This is a genomic window from Streptococcus sanguinis, assembly GCA_013378335.1.
Lineage (GTDB): Bacteria > Bacillota > Bacilli > Lactobacillales > Streptococcaceae > Streptococcus > Streptococcus sanguinis_I.
The window spans coordinates 1,906,063-1,926,790 of record CP040556.1; the positions used below are offsets into that span (position 1 = coordinate 1,906,063).

19 protein-coding genes and 1 pseudogene are annotated in these 20,728 nt (G+C 46.1%); 8 read left to right on the forward strand and 12 right to left on the reverse strand.

Going from position 1 to position 20,728, the window contains the following annotated elements; translation table 11 throughout:
* Nucleotides 1-14 precede the first annotated feature (14 nt).
* Nucleotides 15-836, forward strand: coding sequence for a PrsW family intramembrane metalloprotease (locus FFV08_09760; GenBank protein ID QLB52854.1), 822 nt, complete (start codon nt 15-17; stop codon nt 834-836).
* A gap of 117 nt (nt 837-953) precedes the next feature.
* Here FFV08_09760 and FFV08_09765 read toward each other — a convergent pair.
* Nucleotides 954-1,042: pseudogene (locus FFV08_09765) on the reverse strand (NUDIX hydrolase).
* 264 nt (nt 1,043-1,306) lie between these two features.
* Between FFV08_09765 and FFV08_09770 the strand changes: the two are divergent.
* Genes FFV08_09770 through FFV08_09780 form a run of 3 tightly spaced genes read left to right on the forward strand, consistent with a single transcriptional unit; the run spans nt 1,307 to nt 3,718 of the window.
* Complete coding sequence (locus FFV08_09770; protein QLB52855.1) at nt 1,307-2,356, forward strand: glycosyltransferase; 1,050 nt, start codon at nt 1,307-1,309, stop codon at nt 2,354-2,356.
* Entirely contained in the window at nt 2,353-3,264 is a 912-nt protein-coding gene (locus FFV08_09775; protein QLB52856.1) for a phosphodiester glycosidase family protein, read from the forward strand. Before FFV08_09770 ends, FFV08_09775 begins: the two co-directional genes overlap by 4 nt.
* Nucleotides 3,239-3,718 (forward strand): hypothetical protein, encoded by a 480-nt coding sequence (locus FFV08_09780; protein QLB52857.1) that lies wholly within the window; start codon nt 3,239-3,241, stop codon nt 3,716-3,718. Before FFV08_09775 ends, FFV08_09780 begins: the two co-directional genes overlap by 26 nt.
* A 169-nt stretch (nt 3,719-3,887) precedes the next feature.
* Here FFV08_09780 and FFV08_09785 read toward each other — a convergent pair whose 3' ends face one another.
* From FFV08_09785 to FFV08_09825, 9 genes are all read right to left on the reverse strand, one after another.
* Nucleotides 3,888-4,490 (reverse strand): histidine phosphatase family protein, encoded by a 603-nt coding sequence (locus FFV08_09785; protein ID QLB52858.1) that lies wholly within the window; start codon nt 4,488-4,490, stop codon nt 3,888-3,890.
* Nucleotides 4,491-5,087 (reverse strand): histidine phosphatase family protein, encoded by a 597-nt coding sequence (locus FFV08_09790; GenBank protein QLB52859.1) that lies wholly within the window; start codon nt 5,085-5,087, stop codon nt 4,491-4,493.
* A gap of 11 nt (nt 5,088-5,098) precedes the next feature.
* Nucleotides 5,099-5,941 (reverse strand): Cof-type HAD-IIB family hydrolase, encoded by an 843-nt coding sequence (locus tag FFV08_09795; protein ID QLB52860.1) that lies wholly within the window; start codon nt 5,939-5,941, stop codon nt 5,099-5,101.
* A gap of 273 nt (nt 5,942-6,214) precedes the next feature.
* Complete coding sequence (locus FFV08_09800) at nt 6,215-8,452, reverse strand: alpha-galactosidase (protein ID QLB52861.1); 2,238 nt, start codon at nt 8,450-8,452, stop codon at nt 6,215-6,217.
* Between the two features lie 108 nt (nt 8,453-8,560).
* Nucleotides 8,561-9,409 carry an AraC family transcriptional regulator gene (locus tag FFV08_09805; GenBank protein QLB52862.1) on the reverse strand — a complete coding sequence of 283 codons (849 nt, stop codon included), beginning with the start codon at nt 9,407-9,409 and terminating at the stop codon, nt 8,561-8,563.
* 97 nt (nt 9,410-9,506) lie between these two features.
* Nucleotides 9,507-10,385 (reverse strand): methylenetetrahydrofolate reductase [NAD(P)H], encoded by an 879-nt coding sequence (metF, locus tag FFV08_09810; protein ID QLB52863.1) that lies wholly within the window; start codon nt 10,383-10,385, stop codon nt 9,507-9,509.
* A 137-nt stretch (nt 10,386-10,522) separates the two neighbouring features.
* On the reverse strand, nt 10,523-12,775 hold the full coding sequence (gene metE, locus FFV08_09815; GenBank protein QLB52864.1) for a 5-methyltetrahydropteroyltriglutamate--homocysteine S-methyltransferase: 2,253 nt from the start codon (nt 12,773-12,775) through the stop codon (nt 10,523-10,525).
* A gap of 362 nt (nt 12,776-13,137) precedes the next feature.
* On the reverse strand, nt 13,138-14,232 hold the full coding sequence (locus FFV08_09820) for an AI-2E family transporter (GenBank protein ID QLB52865.1): 1,095 nt from the start codon (nt 14,230-14,232) through the stop codon (nt 13,138-13,140).
* Between the two features lie 100 nt (nt 14,233-14,332).
* The gene (locus FFV08_09825; protein QLB52866.1) at nt 14,333-14,683 is read right to left on the reverse strand and encodes an insulin activator factor; all 351 of its coding nucleotides are present in this window, start codon (nt 14,681-14,683) and stop codon (nt 14,333-14,335) included.
* Nucleotides 14,684-14,815: 132 nt separating this feature from the next.
* Between FFV08_09825 and pabB the strand changes: the two genes are divergently transcribed.
* The 4 genes from pabB (at nt 14,816) to FFV08_09845 (ending at nt 18,987) form a co-directional block, all read left to right on the forward strand.
* Nucleotides 14,816-16,546 carry an aminodeoxychorismate synthase component I gene (pabB, locus tag FFV08_09830; GenBank protein ID QLB52867.1) on the forward strand — a complete coding sequence of 577 codons (1,731 nt, stop codon included), beginning with the start codon at nt 14,816-14,818 and terminating at the stop codon, nt 16,544-16,546.
* A gap of 1 nt (nt 16,547) precedes the next feature.
* Nucleotides 16,548-17,162: an alpha/beta fold hydrolase gene (locus tag FFV08_09835; GenBank protein ID QLB52868.1), complete on the forward strand. Its 615-nt coding sequence runs from the start codon at nt 16,548-16,550 to the stop codon at nt 17,160-17,162.
* 134 nt (nt 17,163-17,296) lie between these two features.
* On the forward strand, nt 17,297-18,226 hold the full coding sequence (locus tag FFV08_09840) for an ATP-binding cassette domain-containing protein (protein QLB52869.1): 930 nt from the start codon (nt 17,297-17,299) through the stop codon (nt 18,224-18,226).
* Nucleotides 18,223-18,987 carry a lantibiotic ABC transporter permease gene (locus FFV08_09845; GenBank protein QLB52870.1) on the forward strand — a complete coding sequence of 255 codons (765 nt, stop codon included), beginning with the start codon at nt 18,223-18,225 and terminating at the stop codon, nt 18,985-18,987. Before FFV08_09840 ends, FFV08_09845 begins: the two co-directional genes overlap by 4 nt.
* 41 nt (nt 18,988-19,028) lie before the next feature.
* Here FFV08_09845 and FFV08_09850 read toward each other — a convergent pair whose 3' ends face one another.
* Complete coding sequence (locus FFV08_09850) at nt 19,029-19,904, reverse strand: HAMP domain-containing histidine kinase (GenBank protein QLB52871.1); 876 nt, start codon at nt 19,902-19,904, stop codon at nt 19,029-19,031.
* Between the two features lie 2 nt (nt 19,905-19,906).
* Nucleotides 19,907-20,587 (reverse strand): response regulator transcription factor, encoded by a 681-nt coding sequence (locus FFV08_09855; protein QLB53297.1) that lies wholly within the window; start codon nt 20,585-20,587, stop codon nt 19,907-19,909.
* Nucleotides 20,588-20,728 lie beyond the last annotated feature (141 nt).

A 20,728-nucleotide genomic window follows, 5' to 3' on the forward strand; every position in this document is an offset into this window, starting at 1 on the left:
TTAGAAAGTTACTTATGAAGAAAAATATTGTTCTTTTCATTTTTCTCCTTCTGAGCGCGATTGGCTTAGAATACGAGACACAAGCCTATACTACTGGCAGTATGTCAGGTACTTCCTATGGGATAATCGGACTATCAGCCCTCTTGGCCCTGCTCTATATCGTCCCTGCCCTGCTCTTGATTCGCCAACTGGGTAAAAAATGGCAGACGCCTGTACTTAGCCTTGGGGTAGCTCTGCTAGGTGGCCTTTTCATCTCGGGCTGGACTTCTGGCCTAGCAAACACCTATATCCATGAGTGGGTCAGCACCAGCTTCCCCAACACGCTGCTCAGTGACCTAGAAAATGCCATCGCAGCTCCGCTGGTTGAAGAACCCCTTAAGCTGTTGGCAGTTGCCTTCGCTGTCTACCTAGTCCCCGTCAAGAAGCTCAAATCCTTTTTGCTGCTGGGTATTACGGCTGGCATGGGCTTTCAGATTAGCGAGGACTTCTCCTATATCCTCTCTGACCTGCCCGAAGGCTTCTCCTTCACTATCTCTGGTATCCTAGGTCGTATCACTGGCGGCGTCGCCTCTCACTGGCTCTACACCGCCCTAACCACCCTCGGTCTGGCACTCATGCTGCGCTATGCCAATACTCAGAAAAACTACTTCCGAGCTGGCCTCTTCTACTTCCTAGCAGCCTTCGTCCTCCACTTCTTCTGGAACTCACCGCTGACTGCTATCGAAACGGATATCCCAATCATCGTACCGGCCATGACTGCTCTGGCTGTCTTTATCTTTTACCAAGCCTACCGAACAGCCTATAAAATTGACCAAGAAGAATTGGGAGGGGAATAATACCCAAAGAGGCTGGGACAAAAGTCCTAGCCTCTCAATTGTCTTTGGATTGTCGAGCAAGACGCAGTGGTTGAGTGGGCTCTATTACGCTGATTTCATCAGCTTTTACAGCCCTACTCAACTGTGCGGAGGTGGGACGACGAAATCGAATTCTAACGAATTCCCGATTTCTGTCCCACTCTCTTTGGTATTACAAGAATATGCTTTCTTAACATTCTACATTTAAGACATACCAATTGATCGCGAAAATCGTAATGACCTATTTTTAGAAGTATCCACATAAGCCCTTTGTCATACTCTAGAATTCATTTCGCAAAGCCTCTCTAATCCTCTCCCTACTAGCCTTTTTTATCCTCTTCTTTCCATGCTCTTTCCTTAAAGAAATGTTAACATTTTCTTAAAACTAACTTATATCAGGAAGTTTTAAGCCGCAGTCTGTATACTTTCTACAAATCATCTAAGAAAGAGGTATGGATATGGATTATCTAGTGATTCCGGCCTATGAGCCTGATTATAATCTTATTAAGCTGATAAAAAAAATTCACCATAAGAGTGATTTTCATATCATTATTATCGACGACGGCAGCTCTTCCAAATGCCAGATAGTCTTTGAGCAGGCAGAGCAGTACGCGACCGTGCTCCGTCATCAGGTCAATCAAGGCAAGGGGCAAGCCCTGAAAACTGCTTTTACCTTTATCCAAGCACTGAAAATCTATGGAACGGTGGTAACAGCAGATGCGGATGGCCAGCACAAGGTCTGGGATATTTTCCGCGTAGCGGCCAAGGCTTCTGAAAATCCCAATCAGCTGATTCTGGGAGCACGCGCCTTTACTGGCAAGGTGCCTCTGCGCAGCCGCTTCGGCAACAGTCTGACTCGGGCTCTCTTCAAAGCCCAAACTGGCGTGGGTGTCTCCGATACTCAGACAGGCTTACGAGCCTTTACGACCAACATGATTCCATTTATGCTAAAGGTAGAGGGGCAGCGCTATGAGTATGAAATGAACATGCTCTTAGAAACCAGCAAGGAATATCACATTTTGGAAGTGCCCATTGAGACGGTCTATATCAATGATAATCAAGGCTCCCACTTCCGACCAATTCGGGATGGGCTCATGATTTATAAAAATATTTTTAAATTCGCCCTGACTTCTCTCAGCAGTTTCGTCGTCGACTACATCGTCTATGCACTGGCTCTCTTGTTTTTAGCTGCCGTGCCGACCAGCCTGAGAATTCTTTTAGCTAACGGGATTGCCCGCGTGACCAGCTCAATCTTTAATTACTCGACCAATAAAAAGCTGGTCTTTAAGAATGACGACAGTATACTCAAGACAGGAACTGGCTATTTCAGCTTAGCTGTGGTGCTCTTTATCTTAGATACACTGCTGATTCGCCTCTTCTATGCTGTCTTTGGTCTCAATCTTCTAATTGTCAAAATCATCGTCGGCATCTTACTCTTTACCGTCTCCTGGATGGTGCAAAAGAGATTTATTTTTAAGGAAAGGACACACACCGCATCATGAAATTTTTAAAGAAACGCTATGCCTATGCCTCCATTTTCGGGCTACTTCTGACAGCTTCTTTCAGCTACTCCATGCTGAAAACCTTCGTCATCGCAGAGACCATTTCCACGGTTTCAAGCGCAAGTTCGTCGTCCAATGTCGAGGCTGCCAGCAAGGCTGCGGAAACAGCGACTGTGACAGATACCAGCTATTCAGACGACAACATCTCGGTCACACTGACTGAAAAGACCGTCAGCAACACCCAAGTCTACATCGCTGACGTGACCGTCAGCTCATCAGAATACCTGAAAACGGCCTTTGCCCAAAACACCTACGGAAACAATGTCACTGCCAAAACCTCGGAAACAGCTGCCAACAACAATGCTATCCTAGCGGTTAACGGCGACTACTACGGAGCCAATACAACTGGTTATGTCATCCGCAATGGCGTCGTCTACCGCGATACCGTCCGAGAAGACTCCAGCAATGGTGATTTGGCTATTTACAAAGACGGCTCCTTCAAGATTATCTATGAAGACCAAGTCTCTGCCGATCAACTGGTCAAAGACGGTGTGGTCAATCTCTTGGCCTTCGGCCCAGCTCTTGTAGAAAATGGTGAGATTGTCGTTGATACCAACTCTGAAGTCGGCCAGTCCATGTCTTCCAATCCACGGACAGCTATCGGTATCATTGATGAAAACCACTACATCATCATCGTTTCAGACGGACGCACCTCAGAAAGCGAGGGACTTTCCCTCTACCAGATGGCAGAAATCATGAAATCTTACGGTGTCAAGACCGCCTACAACCTTGATGGCGGCGGCTCCTCTACACTTTACTTTAACGGTCAGGTCATTAACAAACCTACAACCAACGGAAATACTATCTCAGAAAGGTCGGTGAGTGATATTGTCTACATCGGTTACTAATCCCAGCAAAAAACGTTTTAGAAAAACAGCCCTTATCTACGCACTATTAACTATTTTCTTCTTTGCTTTCAGCAGAATCTATGAATCCTTCAGTTTCGGCGAAACATCTAGCCACATGCACTATCTATTTGCCATTCCTCTAGTGGGTGGCATCCTACTCCTGCTCTTTATGAAGGTCATCCCTAACCTCTCTCGGCTCAGCCTCAACCTCTGGAACTCAGCTGTAGCCATTATGACAGCCGGCATGCTCTTCCGTGGCATCGTCAACCTATCTGGTCGCTCCACGACATTGGATATGCCTTACTGGTACGTAGGAACAGCCTTTGCGGCTCTGGCACTACTCTCCATGGTCTTTACTCGCAGTGTGTGGAAGGCGGAAGAGCAAAACCAACCAATACCCAGCAAAAAAGAAGTCGCAAAACTAAGTCGCCGTGAAACCTACAGCCAAGTATAAACCAAAAAGAGTCTGGGACAAAAAGATTTCAATTTTTAAAAATCTTAATTATTAAGCCCTTCAAATCTATAATTAAATGCGAAAAGCGAACAAAGCAGAATTCTGATTACCAGAAAACTAGTTTTGTTTGCTTTTTATATTTGATGTTGGACTTTTGTCCCAGTCTTTTTCATTCACACCCATACACATCACCTGTCAGCGGGTCAATGACTTCTACCAGCTTAAAGTGTCCCTGCTCATAATTGTAATGACAGATGGCACAATTACCAAAGCGCACCTTGGGATCCAGAGCTTGGGCTGCAATCTTGAGATAGAAGGCCCACATGGCACCTCCGTGGCTAACAGCCAAGATCGGCTCTGCTCCTGCCTGCTCCATGACCTCAGTCAGAGTGACCAGCATGCGCTCACCGACTTGGTCCACGCCTTCTCCGCCATAAGGGACGAAGAGGTCCTCAAAAGAGGTGGCTCCTGGTCGAAATTTCGGCTGCAGGCGTTCAGGCTGAGCCTCAAAAAGACCAAAATTCCATTCTTTAATGCCTTTTAGACGGGTATAGTCGGTCCGGCCAGAAATAAGTTCCAGAGTATCAGAAGCCCGCTCCTGGGTGGACGAGTAGAGCTGGCCAAAACGAATGCCCCGCTCTTGCAAATAAGCTCCTGCCTGCCGGGCCTGTTCCTGCCCCAGTTCAGTCAGAGGGGAGTCACAAGCTCCCTGCACCAAACCTTCTTGGTTGAAAAAAGTCTGGCCATGCCGCATCAAGTATAAATCTTTCATTTATGCCTCCTCCCAGCTACTAAAATCGTGACCAATCACTTCTTCTAGGTAAAATTGGTCCTGTTCAAAAGTAAACTTCAAAATCCCGCAGTTGGTCATGTGGCCCAAATCATCCAGACGCCAGTTTTTCTGCCAAGCTCTGGCAAAATTGGCCATAGCTCCGCCATGGGAGACCATGAGCACGGACTGACCATCCGTCTCTTGCATGAGCTGGAGAATGGTCGACGCCATACGCTCCTGCACCTGATCCTGTGATTCACCGCCATAGGTCACAAAGAAATCTTTATAAGGCAGGGGTGGATTGAGGTCTTCGCTTTCCCCTTCAAAGGTGCCAAAGTTCCACTCCTTGAGCCCCTTGACACGCTTATAAGGAATCTTACCGTCTGTTACCAATTCCAAGGTATCACAAGCCCGCTCTTGAGTTGAGCTATAAGCATCGTCAAAAGTAATTCCGGCATCCTTAAAATATTTCCCTGCCACCTTGGCCTGATAGATGCCAAAATCGGTCAGAGGAGCATCACACCAGCCTTGTACCTTGTGGCGTAGGTTGAAAAGCGTCTGGCCATGCCGCATCAGATAAAGAGTTTTTGCCATCATTCACATCTCCTTTAGATGAGTTCTAACTTTTCAAAGGCCTTGTAGAGACCGTCTTGGCTGACCGAGTCTGTCACCAGATCGGCCATAGCCTTGATTTCCGCTCCGCCATTTCCCATAGCAACTCCGACCTGACAATAGTCCAGCATAGGAATATCAACCTTGGCATCACCGAAAGCCAGAGTATCTGCCCTGTCAGCATGAAGATGCTTCAGAAGAACCTCAATGGCATGCGCCTTGGTAATGTCTTTGACGCCCAAGTCACCAAAGAGAGCATGCTCGCCCTTGCCTCCCCAAGTACCTGCCTTGAGTTCAGGAAAAGCTGCCTTAGAATCCAGATGGTCTTGGTAACTCTTGAGGATAAAGCTGACTTTGTTCAGGTCGTCCCGATAGAGCTCCCCACCATAAACTAGGCCGTGAAGAGCTTCCTCTGCCTCCATATTTACGACTTCTTCAGGTTTAGCACCTTTTCCAAGGACGTAGGTCCGAAGCACTGGTCGCGCTGCTTCGCGGAAGCCTTTGCTTGCAAAGAGACCGTTATTACTCTCTAGGTAAAACTCTAGCCCCCGCTCTTGAAGCCAGTCGACTAGCCTTTTCGCGATTTCTCGCGGAATCAGCTGGTGCAGAACAACCTCCCCTTCATGCTCCACATAGGAGCCGTTGCCACCAATCATACCATCAAAGCCAATATCCCAAATTTCCGACGGCATCTCAGCCTTGCTGCGACCTGTGCAGACATAAACCAAATGGCCCTTTTCCCGTGCCTTGCGAATGGCAACCACAGCAGACTCCGGTATATGATTATCATAGTCGATGATGGTACCATCCACATCCAGAAAGATGATTTTTCTCGTCATAAAACTTCCTCTTCCTCATGTTCTTCCTCGCATTTGCCGAATGCTTTCTACTAATAATCCAATCTGTCAAATGCTTTCTTCATTTTTACAAATTCTCTCACTTTTGGCCAATATTATTTTACGAACTCTCTATCCTATTATATACCTTTTTGAAAGCCTTTTCCTATAGAATTATCAGAGATAATGGTACTATCCTTTTTTCTCAGAGAAAAAAAGAAGAAGGACAGCTTTTAATCAGCTTGTTCCTTCTGATCTTTTTATTTCCCATCTTATCTACTCATCTTCTGCTTCAAATAGCCAGAGTTTGGAATCAAAGTCATAGCTCGGCTTTTGCTCAGAATCCTTTAAAAGCTGACCGCTGGAAGCGTCCGTGGTCACCAGCCCAACTCGCATAAGCTCAGCCCCAGTATAGGCACGCCCCTCTAGCCGATAGACCTTATCCAAAGCCAGTCCTTTCAGTTGCAAGCGCTGATGAGAGCGATTGACTTGATTGAGGACCTTGAAAGTGCCTAAAAGTGCCATGTTCTGATCCTGACTGACAACCATCCAAGCTGTCTGCCCATCTCCCTTAAACGGCGACTGAAGTCGATAAAAAGTTCCATTATGAATCAGCTCTCGATGGCGCTTGTAAAAAGCTATCTGTTCCCTGACTTCAGCCAATTCTTCTGGGCTTAGCTGATTAAGATCCAGCTCATAGCCAAAGGAACCGAAAAAGGCTACATTGCCCCGCGTCTTCAACGGAGTCAGACGATTGGTCTGGTGATTGGGCACGATGGAGACATGGGCTCCCATGGACGAAAGAGGGTAGAGAAGACTGGTTCCATACTGGATTTTCAAACGCTCGATGGCATCCGAGTCATCGCTGGTCCAAGCTTGAGGAGCATAGTAGAGCATACCTGGATCAAAGCGGCCTCCACCTGAAGAGCAGGCCTCAAATAACAAGCTTGGATACCAACTGATTAAACGCTCATATAAATCATAAACACCCAAGACATAGCGGTGAAAAATCTCTCCTTGTTGATCGGCTGGCCAGGCAGCCGAAAAGACATCTGTCAGAGGGCGATTCATATCCCATTTGATATAATCCAGCTGCACTTCCTCGATAACCGCCGACAGACGTTCAAAAATCTCATCCACTACTTCCGGCCGAGAATAGTCCAAAACGAACTGGTTCCGACCATGGTGGGGCTGTCTATCTGGCACTGCAAGCAGCCAGTCAGGATGAGTTCGGTAGAGTTGGCTGTCCTTATTGACCATTTCCGGCTCAAACCAAAGGCCAAACTTCATGCCCAAACCGTGAATTCGCTCTGCTAAAGAGCCTAGCCCCTGCGGCAACCTTTCTGGATTGACAAACCAATCACCCAGCCCAGCGTGATCGTTAGTCCGCTGACCAAACCAGCCGTCATCTAGCACAAAGAGCTCCACCCCTACTTCCTGAGCCTTTTCAGCAAGTTCCAGCAGCTGATTCTCACTAAAGTCAAAATAGGTAGCTTCCCAGTTATTGATGAGAATAGGACGAGCTCGCTCGCGCCAATAGCCTCTGGCTAGACGCTGACGAAAGAGCTGATGAAAGACTTGACTCATGCCGTTGATGCCCTGCTCAGAGTAAACCAGCAGAGCTTCTGGACTGGTAAAGGACTTGCCCGCAGCCAGCTTCCACTCAAAACCGAAAGGATTGATGCCTAGCTGCAGTCGTGTCACATCATAGGTGTCCACCTCAGCCTGAATGAGAAAATTACCTGAATACACCAAGGCCGCTCCTAACACTGGACCTGAAAACTCAGTCGTTTCCGAGCGTTTAAGAGCTACAAAGGGATTGTGGTGGGGACTGGAAATGCCGCGGGTTGACTCAATGGACTGAATTCCCTGCTGAAGCGGTCGCTCCTTAATATGGCGTTCCCGGGCCCATGCTCCTGATAGCTGCAGCCAGTCATAGTCAGCATCTGGCAGATCCAGCGACAGACTAGCTAGGGATTCCAAGTAGCAAGTTTCCCTGCCTTGATTAATCACTTTGCTGGAACGAGCGATAACCGGCCAATCCGCAAAAATCGTATAAAACAGCTGAACTTCCACTTCTGTCAACTCATCTCGCAGGGTTAGAATAAGAGTCTTCGCCTCCGTTTGAGTCTCAGTATAGGTAGCTGGCAGCCCCTCTAAAGCTGGCTTACCATCTACCATCTGATGACTGACATAGACAAAGTCAGTAATGCGCGAGCCATTTCCCTGTCGCAGACAGATAGCGGGATGGCGAAAGTCTGTCGTGCCGTATTCTGGAAATTCCTGCCGCACATGCTCCAAAGAATAGCGTAAATCCCCTTCTTTCCGATAGGTCGTCATGGGCCGATGCTGCAGCTCCACCAGATAAGAATAATCCCGCTCCGGTACCGCCGCGCCGTAGTATAGCTGCAAGAGTTTACCATCCTCAGAAACCCGAAAGATATAAGAAATCTCACCATTAGTCAGATGAAATTGCCTGCACTCTTCCTTAAACAAAATACTCGCCTTATTCATGACCTTCTCCTTTCGCAGTCCGCAATCATGCTTCTCCTTTCATTATAAAAAAGGCTCCCCCTTTTGGTAAGCCTTTCTTTCTAGTATTATTTATCCAAATGTGACTTTTTACAACTCCTGTCCCAGATGAGAGCTAGCCTTGCGAAAATTCAAGGGCGACTGACCACGCGCCTTCTTGAAGGCTTTTGAAAAGCTCTGTGTTCCGGCAAAGCCTGTCTTACTGGCAATCTCTTCCACCGAAAGCTGGCTGCTCGTCAGCAAATCAGCTGCCATATTGAGCCGCAAATCATTACTGTACTCCTTGATGCCCTTGCCTACTTCATCCTTGAAAAGCCGAGATAGGTAGGAAGGATGCAGCGCCAATTTCTGCGCCAAGTCCTGTACAGATAAACTTTCTGGCAGATGGCTGCTCAGCAGTTCCAAGACCTGCTGGACATAAGGATTGACCCGACGGCTTTCCGTAATTAAAGATGTCTGCTTAAGACGTTGGGACAAGAGCTCTAGAAAGCGATAAACTTGCCTTTGCAAAGCTAGTTCAGCTGTTATTCCGCTGCCCTCATAGGCCAGACTTTCAAAAACCAAGGCCTTAAATTCCTGCAAAGAAGTCAGCTCAAAAGACAATTGGCCTGACTGTAAGCCCAGATCCTGCAGATAACGAGTCAAGAGGTGCCCACCCAGTCCCATCCAGACATAAGACCATGGCTCTTCTCCATCAGCCTGATAAAAGACCGACTGACCCGGTGGCACCACAAAGCCCTGCCCTTCCTGTAAATCATAGCGTTGATTACCAACGGAGTAAGTCCCTTGTCCCGCCAATACGATATGAATGACATAAACATCCCGAACAGCCGGCCCAAAGCTATGATGGGCTTCCGTTTTTGAATAACCACAGAAGGCAAAAAAACAATCTTCTTGGCCAAACTGCATAGACTTAACCAAGGTCAGCGAATGTTCCATCAGCTCCTCCTTAGATTTGGATAAAACTTTTATCCTTATTATAAAACAAAAACCACTAAACAGCAACTGAATCTGATTAGTGGTTTCTTCATTCATCTTAAAAAGATTGGACCGATGGGTGATGATTAAAGAGAGCATGGGTAGCCTTATAGATATGGTAGGCTGTTGCAGCGTTATTCATAGTGTAAAGGTGTATGCCCGCCACGTCCTGGGTCACCAAGTCAACAATCTGATCCACAGCATAAGCCAGACCAGCTGCTCTCAGAGACTCTGGGTCATGTTCGTACTTATCCAGAATAGCCCGGAATTTTCTCGGCAGCTTAATATTCTCACATGTCTTGAGCAAGCGCAGAGCCTGATTGCGATTGAGAATCGGCATAATCCCAGCATGGATGGGCACTTCAACACCCGCTAAAATACACTTGTCCTGAAAATCATAAAAGCGCTCATTGTCAAAGAAAAGCTGGGTCACCAGACTAGAACAGCCAGCATCCACCTTTTTCTTGAGATTTTGAATATCCGAAATCTGATTTGGCGAATCTGGATGGCCCTCTGGATAGCAGGCTCCGATGATGTTAAAGTGCGGCGCTTCTGTCTTGATGTACTCGATCAAGTCAGTCGCATAGGTAAAATCATCCTTAGGCGCTACATCTGGAAAAATATCCCCTCGCAAAGCCAGAATCTGATGGACACCAACCCGATCCAAAGACTGCAAGATATTGGACACCATTTCCTTGGTCAGATAGACCGCAGGCAGGTGAGCAATCGTCGGAATCTTGAGATCATTGGCGATGAACTCCGTCAAACGAACCGTCGTCTCCTCAATATCAAACTTATTATTGCTGGCTGTCACACTAATAAAGTGAGGAGCCAGATCTTGCATCTCTCTCAATGCCTGAAAAATCTTATCATTGCCTACTGCCGGATTGGGAGGAAATACTTCAAATGAGAGACTAGGTGTGTGACGACGAACCATATAACAAAAAGTTCCTTTCAATGATGGTAGCGATAGCCGAGGACAATCCTAGAAGAACAGCTTCTGCAGGATTGTCAGCTCTGCTTCAATTTTTGGGGTATCCTCCATCAAGATCAACTTTTGAAGTTCCAGGAGGATTATTGCAAATGTTGTCTAGCTGCTTTGGCTGCTTCTACTAAGCGCACCAAGCTAGCCTTGGTTTCTGGGATACCACGAGTTTTAAGACCACAGTCAGGGTTGATCCAGACCTTGCTGCTTGGCACCTTAGCCAAGATAGCTTCGATCGTATGGTCAATTTCCCCTTCATTTGGCACGCGCGGTGAGTGGATATCGTAAACTCCAGGCCCCACTTCTGTCTGGAAGTTCTTAGCCTTGAGCTCGTCCAGGATTTCCAAGTTAGAGCGGCTAGCTTCAAAGGAAATCACGTCCGCATCCATGTTGTCGATAGCAGGGATGATGTCTGTAAATTCTGAGTAACACATGTGAGTGTGGATTTGTGTATCTGGCGCTACTGTTGAGTGTACCAAGCGGAAGGCTGGAATTGCCCAGTCAAGGTAGTCTTCATACCAGTCGCTGCGACGGAGTGGCAATTTCTCACGAAGAGCAGCCTCGTCGATTTGGATAATCTTAACGCCTGCAGCTTCAAGGTCAAGCACTTCGTCCTTGATTGCCAAGGCGATTTGAAGGGTAGAATCCTTGATAGAGATGTCTTCACGTGGGAAGGACCAGTTAAGGATTGTTACAGGTCCAGTCAGCATGCCCTTAACAGGTTTGTCTGTACGGCTTTGAGCATAGCTAGACCATTTAACAGTGATTGGGTTAAGGCGAGTCACATCCCCCCAGATGATTGGTGGTTTCACCCCACGCATACCGTATGATTGTACCCAACCATTCTTAGAGAAGAGGTAACCTGACAGGTTTTGACCGAAGTACTCAACCATGTCATTACGCTCGAACTCACCATGCACCAGCACGTCAAAGCCAACTTCTTCTTGCCATTTGATCCATTCATCAATCTGCTCAGCCAAGAACTTATCATAGTCTTCTGCTGACAGCTCGCCCTTGCGGAAAGCCAAGCGTTTGGCACGAACTTCCTTAGTTTGAGGGAAGGAACCAATTGTCGTAGTTGGCAATGGTGGTAGATTGAGCGCCTTGTGCTGAATTTCCTCACGCTCTGCAAAGACCGGCAGGCGAGTATAGTCCGCATCCGTCAAGCCAGCGATCCGAGCAGCCAGCTCTGCATTTTGCCCAACACGCTCTGCTGCAAAGAGAGCTTTGTTAGCAGCAAGTGCTTCTGCACCACCGCCATTTCGGATAGCATCTAAGTCACGGATTTCATCCAATTTTTCCACCGCAAAGGCAAAGTGGTTCAAGATTGCTGGTTCAAATTCTTCGTTAGCAGTCGTAAATGGCACATGGAGAAGTGAGCATGAGCTTGTCAAAACAAGATTTTCAGCTGGGATTTGCTCAAGCACTGCCAAGCTCTTTTCATAGTTGTTGCGCCAGATATTTTTACCATTGACAATCCCCGCATAAAGTGTCTTATCAGCTGGGAAACCACCTTTGACAAGGTCAAGAGTTTTCTTACCTTCTACAAAGTCCAGACCAATCGCATCTACTGGTAACTCTACAAGGTCTGCATAGATGTCACGAACGTCACCAAAATAGGTTTGAACCAAGACTTCCAAGCCTTTCTTGTCTGCCAAAAGCTTCTTATAAAGATCCAAGAAGAGAGCTTTTTCTTCTGCTGATAGGTCTTTGACCAGACTTGGTTCATCCAGCTGGATACGCTCTGCGCCCAGTGCTGCTAATTTGGCAAAAACTTCTTGATAAGCTGCAGCCAGGGCATCTACAAAGTCCGCTGCCGCCACACCATCTTCAAAATCAGATACTTGCAGGAGAGTGAATGGACCAACCACAACTGGACGGGTTACCAAGCCCAACTCTTTCGCTTCTGCAAATTCATCAAAAATCTTATGCCCAGCCAGCTTGACTTGGGTTTCTTTTTCAAATTTAGGAACGATATAGTGGTAGTTTGTGTTGAACCATTTCTTCATCGGAAGGGCACGGACATCCCCTTTTTCGCCCTGATAGCCACGAGCCAAGGCAAAATACCGCTCCAAGTCAGTCAACTCCAAGCCTTGCACAGATGATGGCACCACATTAAAGAGAAAAGCCGCATCCAGCACATTGTCATAATGAGAAAAGTCATTGGACGGAATCTCTGAAATCTCCTTTTCCTTAACAATATTCCAGTGCTTAGCGCGCAGCTCTTTGGCCGCAGCCAGAAGCTCTTCTGCTGAGATTTCATGTCTAAAGTATTTTTCAGTTGTAAATTTCAATTCGCGGAATTCGCCCAAACGTGGGAAACCAATGATAGTCGTTGACATAAACGTCCTCCAAAATTTTTCTTGATTTTATCTTATCAGAAAATCCCCCCTCTGTATAATTGGAATTTTTCAGAGTTTGATATAGTCTAAAACTATAACCCCTCTCGTCAACCAGTCCAAAATCCCCATTTTAGAAGCACCATTGACTGTAATTATTGTTTGCTATAGGTAGAAGTTATGACCTTGGAAAAAGAAAAGAGTTTGGGACAAAAAGATTTCAATTTTTAAAAATCTTAATTATTAAGCCCTTCAAATCTATAATTAAATGAGAAAAGCGAACAAAGCAGAATTCTGATTACCAGAAAACTAGTTTTGTTCGCTTTTTATATTTGAGGTTGGACTTTTGTCCCAGCCTCTTCTTTTCATTCTTTTACTAGTGCTTTTTTCTCCTCCTTCTCCACAACAAACTCTCTAACCAAGCGGTAGATAACTGCGAATATCGGAATAAAGAAGATCATACCGACCAAACCGAAGAGATTACCTCCGATCAAGGCTGCGGCTAGGGTAAAGAGTGTTGGGAGACCGACTGACTGGCCTACCACGCGCGGATAGATAACATTGCCCTCAATCAGCTGCACTCCCTGAAATACTGCGATTGAAAGAAGAGCTTTCCAAGGGCTGTCAGTGAAGATAAAGATAGCTCCCAGAGCACAAGCTGAGAAGGGACCAATGTAGGGAATAAAAGAGAGCACTCCGGCCAAAACCCCTGTTAGGGCTGCATAAGGCAGGCCTGTCAGAGAGTAGGCGACAAAGACCAAAACACCGACAATGACGGCCTCGATCATCTGCCCCATCAGAAACTTATCATAGGTCTCAACAATGACAGAACCGACATAGGATAGGCGTTTCACAGCCTTCTCAGGAAGCAGTACCTGCAGGAGACGGCTAGTGATTGTCTGCAAATGCTCTTTGCTGCTCAAAAAAGCAAACATGAGAAAAATAGACATGATGATAGAAAAGAAATTGCCAAAAATAGCAGAGATATTGCCCGTCAGACTGCCCAGAAGAGAGATGGCTCGGTTGACAATGTCACTGTTTTGCAGTTGCTTGGTTAAATCTTGCAACTGACTAGAGGAAAGCAAGCCAGACTGCTGCAGCCACTTGGCTACCTGAGGCGCTACCTTGCCGATTGTTGCGCTCAGCTGATTGACCGCTGTGGTCAGGGTCGGTACGACGATGGAAACAATCCCCGTCATAATGAGAGCTAAAATCAGCACCTCTAAAACCAAGGCCAAACCGCGCTGCAACTTCTGAGGGACTCGGCATTTTTCTAGAAGGTCTTCCAGCTTTTTCATCGGGACATTAAAGATAAAGGCTAGGACTCCACCCAGTATAATAGGCGAAAAAACCGAAGTCAGACTCTGCAGGCCAGACCAGATATTCCCGATATAGAGAACCAGAGCCATAGCGAGCGCCGCAAAGACGATGAGTTTATAGGATTCATTTATTTTTTTCATAAGGCTTCCTTTTAAGGTTTTGTCATTTCCTTATTTTATCATAATTTTCGAGGACTTTCGAGCAGGAGAAAGCAAGGGTCAGTCAGCTTTTTCATTGATCTTAAAAATTTTGCAAATCTTGAAGATAGAGAACCCCAGCTCCTATGGATAGAAGGCCTGCAAAGATAGCTAGAAAAGGAATAAATCCCATGATGGATGCAAAAAGCAGCATCTGATGATTCATCTTATTGACCCTTGAGTCCCCAGCATAATGAGACATACCAGCTAAGGAAAGCATCAACAAGAAAAGATTAATTAGCACAATCAGAACTCCCCAGATGTAATTTTCAATGAAGCTGAGAATCAAATCAACAAACTCAAAACTTGATCTTTGTAAAGACAAATAAATGATCAGAATTCCCGCTATAATACTCGCAATCCCATTTACCAATAACAATTTATTCGACTTCATATAAATCTCATTCTTTCTTTTTTACAAATAGTATACCTAGCCACTTTCTAATCTGTCAACCATTATCAAAGAATGGCTGTCTCATCCGATAAATCCGTTTTCATTCGAATTATCTTATGATAAAATAGCTTTATGCACAAGAAAACGATTATTGATTTTAAGCAGTTGGGCCAACGCCTGATTTTTACGAATCCCATCAAGGAGCTAAAGACTCGTCGTCTTGACCAAGTAAAGGAACTTTTGACAGAGATTGAGAGCTGGCAGGAGAAAGGATACTATGCTGTCGGTTATGTCAGCTATGAAGCAGCTCCAGCCTTTGAGGAAAAGTTTCAGGTTCATCAGGATCCGCTCCAGAAAGAATACCTCCTCTACTTTACTATCCACGATACGGCCGAGCAGGCTGCCATTCCCTTGACCTATGAGGAAGTGGAAATGCCAGCGGCTTGGCGAGGGCTGACTTCTGAGCAAGAGTATGAAAAGGCCATCGAAACTATTCACCATCATATCCGCCAAGGCGATACTTATCAGGTCAACTACACGGTACAGCTGTGCGCGGAGCTCAATCCTGAGGATAGCTTGGCTATTTACAACAGGCTGGTTGTCGAGCAAAATGCGGCCTACAATGCCTATGTAGAGCATGACGAGACTGCCATCTTGTCCATCAGTCCTGAACTCTTTTTCGAGGAGCAGCGAGGTCAACTGACCACTCGTCCTATGAAAGGAACCACCAATCGGGGACTGACCTTAGAGCAGGATAGAGAGCAGGCTGCATGGTTGGCCCAGGATGCCAAAAACCGAGCAGAAAATATGATGATTGTCGATTTGCTGCGCAATGACATGAACCGTATTTCTCAGACGGGCAGCGAGCACATTGAGCGGCTCTGCAGCGTCGAACAATACTCTACAGTCTGGCAGATGACCTCTACCATCAAAAGCCAGCTGCATGAGGGAATCGGACTAGCAGAACTTTTCAAGGCACTCTTTCCTTGCGGATCTATCACAGGTGCGCCTAAAATCTCGACCATGGCTATCATCAAGGCGACAGAAAAAGCTGCCCGCGGTGTCTACTGCGGTACAGTCGGCATTTGCCTGCCAGACCAGAGACGGATTTTCAACGTGGCCATCCGCACCATCCAGCTACAGGCTGGCAAGGCCGTCTATGGTGTTGGCGGGGGAATCACTTGGGACAGCACGTGGAAATCCGAATACATCGAAACCCAGCAAAAATCAGCCGTCCTCTATCGGAAAAATCCGCGATTTGACCTGATTTCCACTGGAAAAATGACGGATGGGAAGCTGACCTTGCAAGACCAACACCTGCAAAGACTGACAGAAGCAGCTAGCTACTTCGCCTATCCTTTTGAGCAAGACAAACTGAAGCAAGAGCTAGAAGAAACCTGCGCTCAGCTGGATAAAGGGCAGGATTACAGGCTGCGTATAGCTCTTAAAAAAGACGGCAGTATTGAGCTAGAAACTGCTCCTCTACTGCCACTGACGGAGACTTTCAGAAAGGCAAAACTGGTTGAGCAAACAGCCAATCTAGCCCAGCCTTTTACCTATTTCAAGACCAGCCATCGGCCTCATCTGACCTTGGAGCAGCAAGAACAGATTTACTACAATACTCAAGGCCAACTGCTGGAAACCTCTATCGGAAATCTACTGCTGGAGCTAGACGGCAAGCTCTACACGCCTCCAGCTGAACTAGGCCTGCTCAAGGGCACCTATCGCCAGCAGCTACTGGATAAGGGGCAAGCTACTGAAAAAGTTTTAACGCTGGCTGATCTGGCTCAAGCGGAGAAAATCTATGCCTGCAATGCAGTCAGGGGGGTATACGAGCTAGAGATTGATAAAGGAGAACTCTGATATGAAAGTTATCTTTCTGCACGGACTAGGGCAAGATGAGCGTTCTTGGAAGAAAGTTCAAGAAGCTCTAACAGATGTCCCAACGGAGTCGCTGGCTCTTTTTCCAAGGGGAAATGAAAGCTACCAAGAAATTCGACAAGCAACCCTCCAGCACCTTCAGGCCCAAAAACAGCCTTTCATCTTAGTCGGTTTGTCACTCGGTGGCTTGCTGGCACTGGACCTAGCTGACCAGACTCTTCCTCATCTAAAGGGCTTGATTTTATCCGGAACTCAATACAATTTAGCAGATAATTTTCTCTACAGACTGCAGATTCTCGTCTTTAAACTGATTCCCAAAAGCGTCTTCTCCAAGCAAGGAGCCGATAAGGAACAGATGCTGCGGATTTTGACCGAGCTACGTAAGGTAAATCTCACTGATAAAATTAAAACAATCAAGCTTCCCAGCCTGCTTGTTTGCGGTAGCAAAGACAAGCCCAATCTAAAAGCTGCCTATGAGCTTAACAAGCTGCTGAAAGGTTCTCAGCTTCACATCATAGAAAAGGGCGGCCATACTCTGAATAGCCAAGAGCCAGAAACATTTGCTCAAATAATTGAGAAACTCCTACATGAATTCTGACTCTTTTATAATGATCAATCAAAAACTTTAGAAATATTTGAGAAATTCTTTAGAAATATTTGAAAGTTTGGCGCTATACTAATTAATAAGAAGAGGAGTTTTCTCTCCTAACATCATGAAAAGGAGAATTGATCATGGAAAATGTTTTGGTTTTACAGCAAGTCAGCAAGAAATTTGGCCGGCAGTACGCTCTGACCGATGTGAGTCTGACGATAAAAAAAGGAGATATTTACGGTTTGATTGGCAAGAACGGGGCCGGAAAGACCACTCTGATCAAGGTCATCACCCAGCTCTTGGAAGCAAGCAGTGGCAATGTCTCCCTCTTTGGCTCTCAGACCTATCAAGAATGGACGCAGAGCCTCAAACGGGTCGGTTCGGTCATCGAAACACCGGTCGCTCACAACCACCTGACAGCCTATGAAAATCTCAGCTACTACTGCAAGCTCCGCCATATTCCCCATGCGGACAAGGTCATCCGTGAAACCTTGGAATACGTGGACTTGACAGATACGGGCAAGAAGAAATTCCGCGACTTCTCCCTCGGGATGAAACAACGGCTGGGTCTGGCTATCGCGCTTCTTACCAGACCTGACCTGATGATACTGGATGAGCCTATCAACGGACTAGATCCTGTCGGCATCAAGGAATTTCGCCAGCTTGTCCAAAAGCTCAATGAAGAGCTGGGCATGACCTTTGTTATTTCTAGTCATATCCTATCCGAGCTCTATCTAGTCGCTACGCGCTTTGGTATCATTGACCAAGGTCATATGATCAAGGAAATCTCCAAGGCTGAATTTGAAGAGCAAAGCGAAGATTATATCGTCTTGAAAACGGATCATTTGGAGGAAGCCAGCCAGCTGCTCCAAGACCAATTAGGCTACCGCATCAAGGTGGTTAATGCACAAAATGAAATCCATGTCTTTACCCACTCACACAATATCAACCATATCGTAAAAGAGTTAGCCACAGCTGACTTAGTCATTCAAGAAATCTACTATGCACGGCAAAATCTCGAAAATTTCTTTACAGATTTACTTGATCAAAACCAGGGAGGTCTATCATGATTCAAACCATTCGCGCTGACTTTTACCGCCTCTTCCACTCCAAGGGCTTTTGGATTACCGAGTTCGTTTTACTAGCCAATATCCTGATTGGCGTCCTCTATAAGGTTACCAGCAGATTTGGAACATCCATTGAGATAGATGGACAAAACGTCGCTCAGCAAGTACCAGAAAAAATGACGGGTATCAATGCTCTTGCCCATTTCTCTGGAAATTCTGACAGTGTTATATTTTTCACTCTCATTGTCGTCTGCCTCTTATTAGGTGTGGACTTGTCCCGTAAGCTTTATAAAAACAGCCTCGCTCATGGTATTTCACGGACAGAGTTCTTCTTATCTAAAACTTTGGTCTCCTTTGTTGTCGCCATCTTCCAATTCATCCTCTTGCTAGGGCTATCCTTCATCATCGCTAGCGCTATCAACGGAATTGGAACAGCTCCGGCAGGTTTCTTTGGCCAATTTTTACTAACCATTCTCGTCCAGCTCATTGTGACCATCGCTTGGATTGGTATCGTGTCCTTCGTCCTTTATATCAGCCATTCTATTGCTGCGGTCTTTATTACCTATTTTGTCGGAAGCGCCCTGCTCGCCTTTCCAGTCTTGCTCTATCCTCATATAGAATTGTTCCGCTATTTAACCTTACGATTTGGAATAGAGATGGCTGCGGATCCTGCCGTTGTTTTGCAAGCTAGTTTAGTCGCGATTGGCATAGCAGTCTTCTTCCTAGGCAACAGCCTCCTCATTTTCAAGAAAAAAGATCTCTAAAACCAAACAATCAGCTAATCTTCTGACTAGCTGATTCTTTTTTATAAAGCCACAATCAATTCAAACCAATCGTCCTCTGCTTGAATGGTCAAATCACCACCTAAGATTTCGACCAGCTGCTGGGTGATATAAAGGCCCAGTCCAGACGATTCCTCACTGCTGGAGAGGTTTTCAGAATAAAAACGATTGGTTAGTTTATCCAGATGTAAAATAGGCTTCTGAAGCTTATTTTTGACCTGAAAAATAACCTTTTGCCCTTCATTTTTCAGACTGATGCTGGCTGTTTCTCGGCCATGTTTGAGGACATTGCTGAGCATGTTCTGGACGATTCGATCAAAGATATCACTGTCCGTTTCCAGAAGCAGATTTTCAGACAAATCCACATCTAAATCAATCCCTACGCGTTGAAAGGCATCATAGTAGGCAAAGAGTTGCTGGGTGACCAGCTGGGATAGATCTACTCGTTGCAACTTCGGTCGAATCGCTCCTTCCATCAAGCGACGGTATTCCATCAGAGCCTCCAAGCGTCTGGATACTATACTTAGATTATCTGCAATCTTTTGCAGCTGTTGATCCATTTGCTCCTTATCAGCGTCTTTGAGTAGCTGTTGGGTATAGCCACTAGCAATGGTCAGTGGCGTTCGGATATCATGGGCAATATTGCTGATGGCCATGTCCAAGGTTTTCTTTTCCTGCTGGGTCACAAAGGACATCTTATCAATTTCCTGAAAAAGCTGCTCCACCTCGTCAGTCAGAGCCATCAGACTCGGAGATTGATCTCTCAAGGTTAAGCGAACCTGACTTCCTGTACGACGTTTGTCACGGATCTGGCTGGTCAGACTACGAATCGTCAGATGATAGCGAACCAGCATGATTGACAAGAAGAGTATGAGCACGAAGGCTATAATCAACCACATAGCTAATCCTCCTTGAGACGAACGCCCAGACCCCAAATGGTCTCGATATAGTCTGTCGAACTATCCAGCTGGGCTAATTTCTTACGAAGATTGCTGAGATGGGCATTGAGCGTATTATCGCCTGGCAGATAGGTCTCCTCCCAGACCAAATCATACAGCTCCTCCTTGGTAAAAATCTTTTTAGGATGAGCCAGCAAGACCTGGAAGATCTGAAATTCCTTTTTCCCCAGCCGCATGGACTGATCCCCAGAAGCAATTTCAAAGGTGTCTGGCAGAAGGCGAATGTTTTTGATCAATGTCTCCCCAGCAGGCTTAGACTGGGACTGCTGACTGCCTCGCAGTTGGACAGTGACACGCGCCACCACTTCGTCTAGATTAAAAGGCTTGACAATGTAATCATTCGCACCGTCCAGCAGATACTGGCTCACGAGACTCTTTTCGCTCAGAGCTGTCAGCATGACTACCGGCACCTGACTGGTCTTGCGAATTTCCCTCAGCACCTCGTCGCCATTTTTGCCCGGCATCATAATATCCAGCAGGACTAGATGAATCTCTTCTTCCGCAAAAATCCGCAGTCCCTCGGTCCCAGAATAAGCTGAAAACACGACATGCTCTTTCGTAAAGAGATTTTTTAAAATTTCATGTATATCATTGTTGTCTTCAATTAGTAAAAGATTGGCCATCATCATTCTCCAATAGCTTGATAAAACTAGTGTAGCAAGGATAAGAGGCTAAGTCAATAAAAGATGGACCATTCGAAAAACTTTAGAAATATTTTAGAATTACTTGAAGGATATTTGAGAATCGGACTTTAAAATAGAAAG